Below are 13,540 nucleotides of genomic sequence, written 5' to 3' on the forward strand. Positions count from 1 at the left end.
GATCAGGGGGAGGCCACCAGCACGGCAACCGGGAATTCGGCGAACAGGGCCGACACCGGGACGGCCGACATGGCGTCGACGGTAGCACCGGCCAGCACCGGACGATACTGTGCCTGCGGTAGTGTCAGAACCGTGTCACGCCAATCCAGCTGCGCCCGCAGCGGCGCGTCCGGCCGCAACGCCTGCGCGGCGGCGCTCAGCCGCGGCACCGCTACCACCAGCGAGGCGCCCTCGTGTTCGCGCACGAAGCCCAGCACGTGCTGCGCCTGTGCGCCCTGCGCCTGCAGCGGCCGGTAGCTACCGCCTGCAAACAGCGCCGGATGCGCGCGCCGCAACTGCAGCAACTGTGCGGTCAGCCAGGCCTTGACGTGCCCGCTGTGCCAATCCTGCAGCAGGGCGTCCGGCGCGGTGGCGTCGCGCAGCCAGGCCTGGCGCAGCGCGTAGTCGACGGGGCGGCGGTTGTCCGGATCCACCAGCGACAGGTCCCAGCCTTCGCTGCCCTGGTACAGGTCGGGCACGCCGGGCACGGTCAGGCGCAGGGTGGTCTGCACCAGGCTGTTGAGCGCGCCGGCCGGGGCCAGCGCCGCGGCCGCCTGCGCCAGCGCCTCGCGCAGCGCGGCACCGGCCGGCTGCAGCAGCGCGGCGTCGAGCAGGGCGCGCGCATTGCGCTCGTAGTCCTCGTCCGGCCAGGTCCAGTGGGTGCGCAGCTTGGCTTCGCGCGCGGCCTTGAGCTGCCAGGCGCCGATGCGTTCGGCGTAGTCGTGCAGGCCGTCGGCGTCGTCCACCGCCAGTTCCAGCGGCCAGGCCGCCACCAGCATCTGCCACAACATCAGCAGGTCGCCGGGCAGCGGTGCGGCGCTGCCGGCCGGCAGCAGGTCGGCCGACAGCGCCTGGAAGCGCGTCACCTGCGCGTCCCACCACGGCGCCTGCGCGCTGAGCGCGGCCAGGCGCATGCGCACGTCTTCGCCGCGCTTGTGGTCGTGGGTGGCGGTGGCCAGCAGCGCGCGCGGATAGCGTTGCGCGCGCACCGCGTTGGCCGCGTGGAATTCCTCCGGCGTCAGCGCGAACACGTCCGGCTCGCTGCCCACCTCGTTGCGCGAGAGCAGCACGCCGTGGCGGTAGAAGGAGGTGTCCTCCACCGACTTGGCGTTGAGCGGCGCCGACAGCTGCTCCAGGCGCCGGCGCACGATCCGCCGCAGCGCCACCTGCGCCTTGCCGGTGCCGCGGCCGTCGCGGCTCCAGCGTTCGATCGCGTCGATCGCCGCGCAGACCCGCGGTTCGGCGCCGGCGCGCGCGCGCTGCGCGGCCTGGGCCAGGCGCGCCGCGTCGTCGTCGTCCAGGCCGTCGGGTCCGGCGTAGGTGCGGTACACCTCGAACTGCCGCAGCAAGGCCATCAGCCCGCGCGCCAGCATCTGCGGGCTGAACTCGCGGGTCAGCGGATCCAGGTGCGCGGCGGCGCCCAGCGCCTGCACGGTGCGGACGAACTCGGCCTGCAGCGAGCCCTGCAGGATCTCGTCGCGCGCGGCGCGCTGTTCCTGGCCGAAGTCGCCGCTGCGCCCGCTCCAGCGCCGCCACAGGGCAGTCAGCGGCGCGGCGCCGGCCGGATCGTGCAGCACTGCGGCGACCTGGTCCATGAAGTCGTAGCCGGTGGTGCCGTCGCAGGGCCAGTCGCTGCGCAAGTGCTCGTGCGGGGCCAGGATCTTTTCCAGGTACAGGGCGATGCCGCCCGGGGCGATACCGCGGCGGCGGCCGGCGCGGTCCAGTTGCGTGCGCAGCCGCTGCACGTAGCCGGTGGGATCGGCCAGGCCGTCGACGTGGTCGACCCGCACGCCATCGAGATGGCCCTCGGCGACCAGCCGCAGCGGCAACTCGTGGACCGCGGCGAACACGTCGTTCTGCTCCACGCGCAGCGCCGCCAGCGAGGTGATGTCGAAGAAGCGGCGGTAGTTGAGCATGTCGTTGCCGACCCGCCACCAGGCCAGGCGATAGCACTGGCGTTCGATCAGCCGGTGCAGGGCGTCGTCGCCCAGCCGCGCGGCGTCGTTGAGCCGGGCCGCCCAGGCCGGGCGCGCGCTGGCCGGTTCCTGGGCGATGGCACCGTCCAGGCGGATCGGGAAGCGTTGGTCGTGGTGCAGCAGGACGACGCTGCCGTCCTCGGCCACCTGCAGTTGCAGCGCGCCTTCGCTCAGCGCCTGCGCATAGGGGCGGTCCAGCACCGGCAGCCACAGCTTGCCCTCGCGTCCGGGCGCACGCCAATCGATATCGAACCAGCCGGCATGGCGGCTGCGCCGGCCATGGGTGAGCACGTCCCACCACCACGGATTGCTCGGGTGGGTGGCCATGTGATTGGGCACGATGTCCAGGATCAGGCCCATGCCGTGGCTGCGCGCGCGCTCGGACAGGTGCAGCAGCGCCGGCTCGCCGCCGAGCTCGGGATTGACCTGGCGCGGATCGGTGACGTCGTAGCCATGGGTGGAGCCGGGCACGGCGGTGCCGATCGGCGACAGGTACAGGTGACTGATGCCCAGCCCGGCGTAGTACGGCACCTGCGCGGCGGCATCGAGCAGGGTGAAACCGGCATGCAGTTGCAGGCGGGCGGTGGCCCGCAGGGGAATCATGCGCATGCGTCGGCTCCTTGCGCGGCGGTGGCGGTGGTCTGGCGGGTTTGGGCGAAGGCGTCCAGGCGTGTGGCGAGGGTGGCGGCGGATGCGGCCGCATCGGGTGCGGGCAGGCGCCGGCGCCAGTTCGGATGGCCGTCGACGGTGCCGGGCAGGTTGGGTTGCTGGTCCAGGCCCAGCGCGTCCTCGGCCGGCAGCAGCGCCAGCGGCGACGGCGTGGCAGCGACGAAGCGCAGCGCGCCCAGTTCCGGGTCGGCGGCCTCAGCGGGCGGCAGCGCCGCGGCCACCGCCTGGTCCATGCGCGCGACGTCGTCGGTGCGTGCCTGGTGATCGGCACGTTGCTGCGTGGCGTCGCTGAGCTGCAGGCGCCGGCGCCAGTCGATGTCCTCGCCGCGGCGCCAGCCGCGCAGGGTCGGCAGGTCGTGGGTGGTGGTGGTGGCGAGGGCGTCGGGGCGCCACTGCGCCGGCGGCAGGAACATGCCATCGCGGTCGCGGGTGAACAGCAGCACGTCGATGCCCATCACCCCGCGGCGCGACAGCTCGGCACGGATGCCGTCCGGCACCACGCCCAGGTCTTCGCCGATCACGATCGCGCGGTGCCGCCAGGACTCCAGCGCCAGCAGGCGCAGCAGGTCGTGCAGCGGATAGCGCAGGTACACGCCGGTGGACGAGGGCGCGCCGCGCGGGATCACCCACAGCCGCAGCAGGCCGAGGATGTGGTCGATGCGCACGCCGCCGCGATCGCGCATCACCGCGCGCAGCAGCTCGATGAACGGCGCAAAGCCGCTCGCGCGCAGCGCGGTCGGTGCGTAGCCGCAGATACCCCAGGCCTGGCCGTCGCCGTTGAACGCGTCCGGCGGCGCGCCCAGTTCCAGCCCCTGCAGCACCGCCTGCGGCCAGGCCGCGGCCTCGGCGCCCTGCGCGTCGAAGCCCACCGCCAGGTCGGCGATCAGGCCGATGCCCATGCCGCCGGCACGCGCCTGGCGTTGCACGTCGGCCCAACTGCGCGCGGCCAACCACTGCGCGAACCGGTGCAGGCCTGGATCGGCATCGCCGAAATCCTGCGCGGCGAATGCGGCATGCGCATGCAGGGTGCTGCCGCCGTCGCGTTCGAACGCGGCCAGGTCGGCGCGCAGCGCCGCGTCGGCCTGGTCGAAATCGGCGTGCAGCTGCCGCAGCCACTGCCACTTCAGGGCGGCCGAGGCCGGCCAGTCGATCAGCGGCCGCGCCTGCGCCTCGGCGAAGGCCTGCGCCAGCCCGGCCGCGTCCAGTGCGCGCTGCGCGGCGTCGGCGCCGAGCACGCGCGCCGGCGCCGCCTGCAGCGGATCGAGGAAACGACGGTCGCTGGGCGAGTAGGGGCTGTAGTGCGCGCCGATCGGCCGCGCCGCATGCACCGGGCTCAGCGCGATGGCGTCGCCGCCGGCCGCGGCGATGCGCGTGGCCCAGGCAGCGGTGCCGTCGGCGTCGCCGATGCCGGCATCGTAGGCGCCCGGCGCCGAATACACCTGCAGCGACAGGCCCCAGCGCCGCGGCTGCGCCGCGCCCACCGCGTCGGCGACGCCGTAGCAGCGCGGCGGCGCCACCGCCAGGATGGTGCGGCGGTCGCCGTGCTGCAAGGTCCAGTAGCCGGCGGCCTCGGGCGCGACGAGGCGGCCCTGCGCGTCGCAGTGGCCGTGCAGCGCGCGGCCGTCTTCGCTGTCGAGCCGGTACGCCGCACCGGGTGCGGCGCCGATCTCGACCGGCGCGCCGGCGTCGGCGGTCAGCAGCGGCGGCAGCGCCACGTTGGCCTGCAGCCGGCGCAGGCTGTCGCGGCAGGCGGCGGGGTCGCGCGCGTCCAGGCCCAGCGCGCCGAGCACGTGACGCAGGGTGTCGTCGCCGACGGTGCGCGGGGTGTCGCTGGCGTCGATCCAGTCGACCAGCAGGCCGGCGGCGTCGGCCAGGGTGTGCAAGGAAGTGTCGGTCATGGGCAGGGCGAACCGGGCTGCAAAGCGGAGGAAGTGGCGCCCGCCGCGCTCCCGCTCGCGCGCGCCGTCGGCGCGTGCGCGGCGGTGGGCAGCGAACGAGGCGGCCAGCGTGCCGGGTGCGCTGTCGCGATGGCGTCGCGACAGCGGGTGCTCATGCGGCGTTGCCAGGCCGGTAGCGCGCAACGAAGGCGTTGGGCGGCAACTGCGCGGCATCGCCGCCGGCGTTCTCCGCGTGCACGGTGCCGCCGGGCAGGTCCAGCGCCACCGGCGCGTCGCCGAAGTTGGCGGCCACGTGCCATTCGCCATCGCCCAGGCGCCAGCCCGCGGCGACCGCCCGCGGGCCGAGCACCCGCGCGCCCAGCGCACTGGCCTGGGTCAGCGCCGGCACCAGATGCTCGCGGCGCAGCGCCAGCAGCGCCGCGAACCAGTCGCGCCAGCGCGCGCCCTCGCCATGGGTGGCATCGCTGATGTCGGCGATCGAGGCCTGGAAGGTGCTGGGCGCGTTGGGATCGGGGATGGTGGCGCGCTGCTCCGGATCGGCGAAAGCGGCGAAGTGCGCGAACTCGCGGCGCCGGCCCTCGCGCACCGCCTCGTCCAGCGGCGGCGCGAAATCGGTGAAGAACTGGAACGGGGCGCGGCTGCCCCACGGCTCGCCCATGAAGAACAGCGGGATCATCGGGGTCAGCGCGGTCAACGCCAGCGCCGCGCGCAGCGCTGGCTCGGTCACCTGGGTGATCAGCCGGTCGCCGCGGGCGCGGTTGCCGATCTGGTCGTGGTTCTGCGCGAAGATCACGAACTTGTGCGGCGGCAGGTGGCCGCTGGGCTCGCCGCGCGCGTGGCCGCGGTGGTCGGCCTGGCCCTGGAAGGCGAAGCCTTCGCCGAGTACCCGCGCCAGGTGCTGCGCCGGCGCATCGGCGAAGCCGGCGTAGTAGCCCTCGTGTTCGCCGGTCAGCAGCACGTGCAGGCTGTTGTGGAAGTCGTCGTCCCACTGCGCGCTGTAGCCGCGCTCGAGCACGCCGGCCTGGTTGGCCTCGTTCTCCAGCACCAGGTGCACGTGGCGCCCGTCGGCGACGCTAGCCATGATCGCCTCGCGCAAGGTGTCGAGGAAGGCGTTGGGCACGATCGCGTGCACCGCATCCAGGCGCAGGCCGTCGAAGCGATACTCGTGCAGCCACATCAGCGCGTTGTCGATGAAGTAGCGCTGCACCGGCGGCAAGCGGAAATCGATCGCCGCGCCCCAAGGCGTCGGCGCATCCTCGCGGAAGAAGGTCGAGGCGTACTGGCCCAGGTAATTGCCATCCGGGCCGAAATGGTTGTAGACCACGTCCAGGAACACGCTCAGGCCCAGACCGTGGGCCTCGTCGATCAGCGCCTTGAGTTCGTCGGGATGGCCATAGGCCGAGGCCGGCGCGTATGGCAGCACGCCGTCGTAGCCCCAGTTGTGGCGGCCGGGGAATTCGGCCAGCGGCATCAGTTCGATCGCGGTGACGCCGAGCGCGGCCAGCGTCGGCAACTGCGCGCGCAGCCCGGCATAGCCGCCGCAGGTGCCCACGTGCAGTTCGTAGAACACGGTCTCGGCCCAGGGCCGGCCACGCCAGTCGCCGTGGCGCCAGGCATAGCCGTCGGTGGCCAGCACCGCGCTTGGGCCATGGACGCCGTCGGGTTGCCAGCGCGAGGCCGGGTCCGGCACCGGCGTGCCGCCGTCGATGGCGTAGCGGTAGCGGGTGCCGGGCGCGCACGCCAGGGTGGCGGCGAAGTAGCCGTCACCGATCGCCTCCAGCGGCTGCCGCCGATCGTCGCCCAACACCAGCTCCACGCGCTCGGCATCCGGCGCCCACAGCGCGAAGGCGACCTCGCCGTTGGCGCCGGGCCAGGCGCCGGGGCGCAGCGCCGCGCGCGGTGCGGCGGGGGAATCGGTCGATACAGCAGTCGTGGCCATGGTCAAAGGTCCGGTTGCAGCCAAAGGGTGGACAGCGGCGGCAGGGTCAGCGCCAGCGATTGCGCATGCCCGTGCATCGGCTGCGGCAGGGTCGACAGCACGCCGCCGTTGCCCTGGTTGGAACCGCCGTAATAGCCGCTGTCGCTGTTGAGAAGCTCGCGCCAGCGTCCGCCACGCGGCACCCCCACGCGGTATTGGTGGTGTACGTTCGGCGTGAAATTGCTCACCGCCAGCAGCGGCGGCGTGGTGCCGTCGCGGTCGTGGCGGACGAAGGCGAACACGCTGTTGCGGGAGTCGTCGGCGATGCTCCATTCGAAGCCGTCGCTGCTGCGGTCGCTGCGGTACAGCGCCGGCAACGCGTGTAACTGCCGGTTGAGGTCGGCGACCAGCCGGGCAACGCCGCGGTGCTCGGGCTGTTGCGCCTGCGCCCAGTCCAGCGGCCGGTCGTGGTCCCAGTCCTGCCACTGCCCGAACTCGCAGCCCATGAACAGCAACTTGCGCCCGGGATGCGCCCACATGAAGGCCAGGTAGGCGCGCAGGTTGGCGAAGCGCTGCCAGGCGTCGCCGGGCATGCGCGCCAGCAGCGAACCCTTGCCGCGCGCCACCTCGTCGTGCGACAGCGGCAGCACGAAGTGCTCGGAGAACGCATACACCAGGCCGAAGGTCATCTCGCTGTGGTGGTGCTGCCGGTACAGCGGATCGCGCTGCAGGTAGCGCAGCGTGTCGTGCGCCCAGCCCATGTTCCACTTGTGGCTGAAGCCCAGCCCGCCCTGCTGCGTGGGCGCGGTGGCGCCCGGCCAGGCGGTGGATTCCTCGGCGATGGTGCGCACGCCGGGGAAGCGCTGCGCGATCTCGTCGTTGAGGCGGCGCAGGAAGGCGATCGCCTCCAGGTTCTCGCGGCCGCCGTGGGCGTTGGGGATCCACTCGCCGGCGTTGCGGCCGTAGTCGCGGTACAGCATCGCCGCCACCGCATCCACGCGCAGGCCGTCGACATGGAAGCGCTCGATCCACTCCAGCGCGCTGCCGATCAGGTAGGCCACCACTTCCGGGCGGCCGTAGTTGTAGACCAGCGTATTCCACTCGCGGTGCACGCCTTCGCGCGGGTCGGCGTGTTCGTACAGGGCGCTGCCGTCGAAGCGGTGCAGGCCGTGCGGGTCGTCGGGGAAGTGCGCGCCCACCCAGTCCAGCAGCACGCCGATACCGGCCTGGTGACAGGCGTCGACGAAGCGTGCGAAGCCGTCGGCGTCGCCGTGGCGCGCGGTCGGCGCGTACAGCCCCAGTGGCTGGTAGCCCCAGGAGCCGCCGAACGGATACTCGGCGATCGGCAGCAGTTCGATGTGGGTGAAGCCGAGCCCGCGCACGTAGGGAATTAGCTCGGCGGCCAGCGCATCCCAGTGCAGCGGCTGGCCGTGGCGGTCGTGGCGCCAGGAGCCGGCGTGCAGTTCGTAGATGCTCAGCGGCTGCGCGCTGCCGGCCTGCGCCTCGCGCTGTGCCAGCCAGGCCGCGTCATTCCATGTATGGGTGTCGGTGGACGGCACCACCGAGGCGGTGGACGGCGCCAGCGCGCTGCAGCGCGCGACCGGATCGGCCTTGCGCGGCAGCACGCTGCCGTCGGCAGCCTGCAATTCGTATTGATAGTGCTCGCCGCCGTGCAGCCCGGGCACGAACAGTTCCCATACCCCGGATTCCGCATGAAGGCGCAGCGGATGCCGGCGCGCGTCCCAGCCATTGAAGTCGCCGACCAGCGCCACGCGCCTGGCCTGCGGTGCCCACACCGCGAAGCGCACGCCCTCCACCTCGCCGACACGGATGTGGTGCGCCCCGAGCGCGGTGCGCAGCGCGGCGCCGTCGCCGGCGGCCAGGTCCTGTAGCCAGGCCGGATCGAGCGTCGGCGCGAACGCATAGGGGTCGTCGCACTCCTGCACCGCGTCCGGCCACACGATGCGCAGCCGGTAGCGCATGGGCTGCTTCAGCTCGCCCTCGAACACACCCGTCGCCTGCGCATGCGCGCGCATCCGTGCCACCAGCTTGCCCTGCGCATCGAGCAGGCCCAGCGCCTCGGCGCCCGGCGCCAGCACGCGGACCCGGACCGTGCCGTCGGCCTGCGGATGCGGGCCGAGCCAGGCGAACGCATCGCCGGCCTCGCCGCGCGCCAGCGCCTGCAGCGCAAGGCCGTCGCCGTCGTCCTCCGTGTCCGCCGCCGGGTCCCGGCCGGCGGCCGGGTCCACGACGTGTTCCCGATCGCTCATGCGGCAGCCGTGGCGCCCGCCGCGGCCGGCGGCGTGGCGCCGGCCATCGCCGACACATGGCCGCTCGCCGCCACCGGGCCGGCGGTGCGCTCGTACAGCGCCATGTACTTGCGCCCGGCCAGTTCCCAGCCGCTGGGCCGCAGCATCGCCGCGCGGCGCATCGCCTGCAGCAGGCCCGGCAGGCGGAAGGTACGGAACACCCGCTGCAGGCAGCGGCGCAGGCCGTCGGCCGAGGCTTCCTCGAACAGGAAGCCGGTGACGCCGTCGTCCACCGTGTCGATCAGGCCGCCGGTGGCGTGGGCGATCGGCAGGCTGCCGAAGCGCTGTGCGTACATCTGGCTCAGCCCGCAGGGCTCGAAGCGCGAGGGCATCAGCAGGAAGTCGGAGCCGGCAAACATGCGCCGCGCCAGCCGCTCCTCGAAGCCGATGTGCGCGCCGACATGGCCCGGGTAGCGCCGCGCCAGCGCCGCCACCGCCTGCTCGATCTGCGGCTCGCCGCCGCCGATGATCACGATCTGGCCGCCGGCCGCGACGATCTGCGGCGCCACCTCGCAGATCAGGTCCAGGCCCTTCTGGTGCACCAGCCGCGAGACCACCGCGAACAGCGGGCCGTCGCTGTCGAGCAGGCCGAACGCCTGGCGCACCTGCGCCGCGTTCTCGCGCTTGCCCTGGATCTGGCCGATACCGAAGTGGGCCGGCAGGTGCGCGTCGGTGCGCGGGTCCCAGCTGGCGTCGATGCCGTTGACGATGCCGCTCAGGCGGCCGCTGGCGGCGCGTCGCGCCAGCAGCGTGTCCAGGCCGCAGCCCTGGGCCGGGCCGGTGATCTGCGCGGCGTAGCTGACGCTGACCGTGTTGACGTGGTCGGCGTGGACGATGCCCGCGCGCAGGAACGACATCTGCCCGTAGAACTCCAGGTCCTGCAGGCCCTCGGCGGGGATGCCAAGGGCACCGGCCATCGCGTACGGGAACAGGCCCTGGTAGGCCAGGTTGTGGATGGTCAGCAGGCACGGCGTGCGCCCGCCGGACCAGCGCACGTAGGCAGCGGCCAGCGCGCACGGCCAGTCGTTGAGGTGCAGCAGCTCCGGGGTCCAGTCCAGCCCCGCGCGGCCGCCGGCGATCTGCGCGGCGGCATGGGACAAGGTGGCGAAGCGCAGTGCGTTGTCTTCCCAGTCGCGGCCTTCGCTGCTCACGTAAGGCGAGCCCTGCCGCTCGAACAGCTGCGGGCACAGCAGCACGTACACGCACAGGCCGTCCGGGCGCTCGGCCCGGCCCAGCGCGCAATCCGGCAACCCGGCGTGCGCGGCGATGTGGCCGACGATCTCCAGCGGCCCGGTCTTGCGCAGCACCGCCGGGTAGCCCGGGATCAGCACGCGAATGTCGCAACTGCCGCGCAGCGCGCGCGGCAAGGCCGCGGCCACGTCCCCCAGGCCGCCGGCCTTGATGAAGTCGGCCATTTCCGAGGTCACGAACAGGCTGGTCCGGCGCGGCGCCGGGTTCAGCTTGACGGTCACCTCGGCATTGCGGACGAAGCGGCCGCGCGCGTCGCGGTAGCGGCGGCGCGGCGCATGCAGCACCGGATGGGTATCGCGTTGTCTATCGGTCAGGTCGGCGGGAGTGGGGGGCGACATGGCGGTTCCGTCTGGGAAGGGGGAGGACGGGGCACACGGAAAGCGACTGCCGCCGCGCGTCCTGGCGGGCGCGCGACGTGAAGCAAGGAAAGAGGCACAGCAGCGTCGAAACGGGACAGCGTTGTTGCAATGCGATAATGCAGGAGCAAAGTACGAATGGCGCGATAAAAGAGGCGTGAAGCGCGCGCTTGTCTACAGCGAAATTGCGAGAGCGGCGCATAGTGGATTCGCCGAACGTCAGGCGCCGCAGGCCTGCATCGCGGCCTGGGCGCCAATGAACCGTTTAGCTTTCATTGCCGCATGCGTGCCGCGCTTCGGTGCGACCGCGGCGGACACCTCCGTTGTGCGAGCTTCATGCGGTCTATGGTGCAGTGTGCTCATGACAGTCCTGAAACCGCAGATGCGTCGCGAATTGGACGGCTTCGTCCTCGACGGCTTGCTGCGCGCGTGCCCGGATGGCGTGCTCGAGCCGCAGATCCGGATCACCGGCGACGATGGCGTGGTGCGCGGTCGGCACGCATTCGACGGGGTGTACTTCCGTGATGCGCACGCCGGCGCGTACTTCGTCGCCGAGCGCCTGGCGGCGATCCGTTCGGCACGGTACGGCAAGCTGGTCTTCGCCTGACCCCCCATGTCGGGCATGCCGCGTGCGAGCGCCGCGGCAACGCATGCCGGCGCGTGCGCCACTCAGCTTCCGGTCTGCAGACGGTCCAACGCCGCCAACAGGTCGGTGCGGCGGTATGGCTTTGGCAGGAAGCCGGTGCGTGCAGGCAGCATCCAGGGTTCTGGCGCATGCATGCCGGACGTGAGCAGGGCGGGGATGACGATGCCGCGGCGGCGCAATTGACGCACCATGCTCAGGCCGTCGCAGCGGGGCATCTGCACGTCGCTGAAGATCAACTCCACGTCCGGGTGCCGCTCCAGCACCTCCAGCGCTTCCTGTGCGGTCGCCGCCGACAGCACCCGGTATCCATCGGCGGCCAGCATGGCGGCGGCTAACTCCCGTATCGTCTGGTCGTCCTCCACCAAAAGAATGGCGGTGGAGACGGATGTCGCGCGCATAATGCCGTTATCGCCCCGTGAGTGATCGTTGTCAGATTCACGATTCGGCAGTGAAGCGCTGGTGACGTTGTGTGAATCCCGATATTCTCGACCTTACTTACTGCGAGATGCAGCTTGACCACGCACGCCCACTATCGGCAGATCGTCGAGCTCTCACACGACTGCATCAAGGAAGTCGGCCGCGACGGCATCGTGCGCTCGATCAATCCCCACGGCCTTGCCCTGCTTGGCGTCTCCGATCCTGCCGATGTGGTCGGCCACCCCTGGGCCGAACTGTGGCCCGAGGACATGCGTTCGCTCACCCAGGCCGCCTTCGCCGCGGCGCTGGGCAATGAGCAGCGCGAATTCTGGGCGCAGCGCCCGTCGCTGGACGGACGGCAGCGCTGGTGGCACGTGATGGTCAGCCCGCTGGCCAATGCCGCGGCCCGGGTCGAAAGCGTGCTGGTGATCAGCCGCGACGTCACCCAGCAGCGCCAGGTCGAACAGGCCCTGCGCGCGCTCGGCCATCTTCCCCCGGTCGAGGGCGAGGGAAACGCGATCGAGGATGCCGATGCCGTCGCGCTGGGCCGCCGCTGGCAGGCCGAGCATTCGCAACTGCGCGGGCAACTGGATATCGCCCTGGCCGCGCAGCGCGTGGCCGAGCGCGCGATGACCCAGGCGCAGAAGGGCGAGGCGATCGGGCAGATGCTCGCCGGCGTGGTCCATGACTTCAACAACATGCTGCATACCGCCATGACCTCGGTGAGCATGGTCGCCGACCATCCGCAGCGCCTGCAGCCGGACCAGCGGCGGCTGCTCGGCATCGCCAATGAGGCCCTGCAGCACGGCGCGGGGATGACCCGGCGCCTGCTCGGCTTCGCCCGCGCGCATCCGGTCAAGCCGGCCTGGCTGGACCTGAACGCGTTGGTGACGCAGATGCAGCCGCTGCTGGCGCAGGCGCTGGGCGGCGAGATGCGCCTGCAACTCCTGCCCTGCGCCGAGGTGGCGACGACCTATGCCGACCGCAACGCGGTCGAGCAGGCGGTGATGAACCTGGCGCTGAACGCGCGCGACGCCAGCCGCCCAGGCGATGCGGTGACGATCCGCTGCAGCGCCCTGGCGGTGCCGCCCTCGCGCGCGGCGGCGATGCGCCAGCCCGGCCGCTACGTGACCCTGGCGGTCAGCGACCAGGGCGAGGGCATGTCCGACGAGGTGAAGTCCCGCCTGTTCGAGGCGTACTTCACCACCAAGCCCGAGGGCAAGGGCACCGGGCTGGGCCTGGCCCAGGTCTATGGCCTAGTACGCCAGGCGGGCGGCTTCGTCGACGTCGAATCGGAACTGGGATGCGGCACCACCATCACCCTGGCGTTTCCGTTCGTGCCGCGGCCGCTCGACGACGCGGGCGATGACCTGGTGCCGGCGGCGGAGTAGCCCCGCTCATCGACCCGCGCGCGCCGGCAGCCGCTCGCTGATGTGCACCGCGAACGCCTCGCGCAGCAGCCGCAGCGCCCGTTGCTGGCGCCCGGCGTCCAGCGCCGCGCAGCACGATGGCGGCACCTGCACCTGGAAGTCGCGCATGCGCGCGTCGATCGCGGTGGCCAGCACGCAGGCGTCGGTGGCGATGCCGGTGACCAGCAGGTGGGTGGTCTGCAGCCGCGCCAGCAGCAGGGCCAGGGCCGAGCCGAGGAAGGCGGAGTGCTTGGGCTTGAGGACGTAGTAGTCCTGCGGGCGCGGCGCCAGGCAGGCGGCGATGCGCGCGCCGCGTTGTTTCGGATCGGCGCACAGCGTCCACAGGCCTTCGAAATCGGTGCGCCAGTCGGCGAAGTTGTCGTTGGCGAACAGCACCGGCCAGCCACGGCGATGGAAGCGCGCGCGGACCTGGGCGATGCGCTCGGCCACCGGCAGCGCGGCGGCCGCCAGGCGCGCGCCGCCGGGGAAATCGAAACGGCTGATCATGTCCACGATCAGCAACGCCGGTTGGCCGGGCTGCGTCGGTGCCGCCGCGGCCGTCGATGGCCGTTGCTGGTCGTCAGGGGTGTCAGTGCGTCGCCGGGCCGGGTGCCGCATGCGCCGATCCTCCATTGCCGGACAGGGCTTCATG

At 72.4% G+C, this 13,540-nt stretch carries 9 protein-coding genes; 2 read left to right on the forward strand and 7 right to left on the reverse strand.

Features of this window, described 5'->3' with window-relative positions; translation table 11 throughout:
• Positions 1 to 2: 2 nt before the first annotated feature.
• The 5 genes from treY to glgA form a co-directional block, all read right to left on the reverse strand.
• Positions 3 to 2,618, reverse strand: coding sequence for a malto-oligosyltrehalose synthase (gene treY, locus NUG21_RS03970; RefSeq protein ID WP_263393028.1), 2,616 nt, complete (start codon positions 2,616 to 2,618; stop codon positions 3 to 5).
• Entirely contained in the window at positions 2,615 to 4,582 is a 1,968-nt protein-coding gene (malQ, locus tag NUG21_RS03975) for a 4-alpha-glucanotransferase (RefSeq protein ID WP_263392348.1), read from the reverse strand. The genes treY and malQ overlap by 4 nt, the downstream gene beginning before the upstream one ends.
• Before the next feature lie 151 nt (positions 4,583 to 4,733).
• Entirely contained in the window at positions 4,734 to 6,521 is a 1,788-nt protein-coding gene (treZ, locus tag NUG21_RS03980) for a malto-oligosyltrehalose trehalohydrolase (protein ID WP_263392349.1), read from the reverse strand.
• Between the two features lie 2 nt (positions 6,522 to 6,523).
• Positions 6,524 to 8,749, reverse strand: coding sequence for a 1,4-alpha-glucan branching enzyme (locus tag NUG21_RS03985; RefSeq protein WP_317852484.1), 2,226 nt, complete (start codon positions 8,747 to 8,749; stop codon positions 6,524 to 6,526).
• A gap of 17 nt (positions 8,750 to 8,766) precedes the next feature.
• Positions 8,767 to 10,398, reverse strand: coding sequence for a glycogen synthase GlgA (gene glgA, locus NUG21_RS03990; protein WP_160945484.1), 1,632 nt, complete (start codon positions 10,396 to 10,398; stop codon positions 8,767 to 8,769).
• 175 nt (positions 10,399 to 10,573) lie between these two features.
• Between glgA and NUG21_RS03995 the strand changes: the two genes are divergently transcribed.
• Positions 10,574 to 11,023, forward strand: a complete 450-nt coding sequence (locus NUG21_RS03995) for a hypothetical protein (RefSeq protein WP_237473015.1) — start codon at positions 10,574 to 10,576, stop codon at positions 11,021 to 11,023.
• Positions 11,024 to 11,085: 62 nt separating this feature from the next.
• On the opposite strand, the gene NUG21_RS04000 is transcribed toward NUG21_RS03995, so the two are convergent.
• Positions 11,086 to 11,460, reverse strand: coding sequence for a response regulator (locus tag NUG21_RS04000; RefSeq protein ID WP_019796007.1), 375 nt, complete (start codon positions 11,458 to 11,460; stop codon positions 11,086 to 11,088).
• Positions 11,461 to 11,574: 114 nt separating this feature from the next.
• Between NUG21_RS04000 and NUG21_RS04005 the strand changes: the two genes are divergently transcribed.
• Complete coding sequence (locus NUG21_RS04005; protein ID WP_263392351.1) at positions 11,575 to 12,870, forward strand: two-component system sensor histidine kinase NtrB; 1,296 nt, start codon at positions 11,575 to 11,577, stop codon at positions 12,868 to 12,870.
• 6 nt (positions 12,871 to 12,876) lie between these two features.
• Here NUG21_RS04005 and NUG21_RS04010 read toward each other — a convergent pair whose 3' ends face one another.
• Positions 12,877 to 13,506: a cysteine hydrolase family protein gene (locus NUG21_RS04010; protein WP_242081967.1), complete on the reverse strand. Its 630-nt coding sequence runs from the start codon at positions 13,504 to 13,506 to the stop codon at positions 12,877 to 12,879.
• Positions 13,507 to 13,540 lie beyond the last annotated feature (34 nt).

Source organism: Xanthomonas sp. CFBP 8445 (assembly GCF_025666235.1).
GTDB classification, from domain to species: Bacteria; Pseudomonadota; Gammaproteobacteria; order Xanthomonadales; family Xanthomonadaceae; genus Xanthomonas_A; species Xanthomonas_A indica.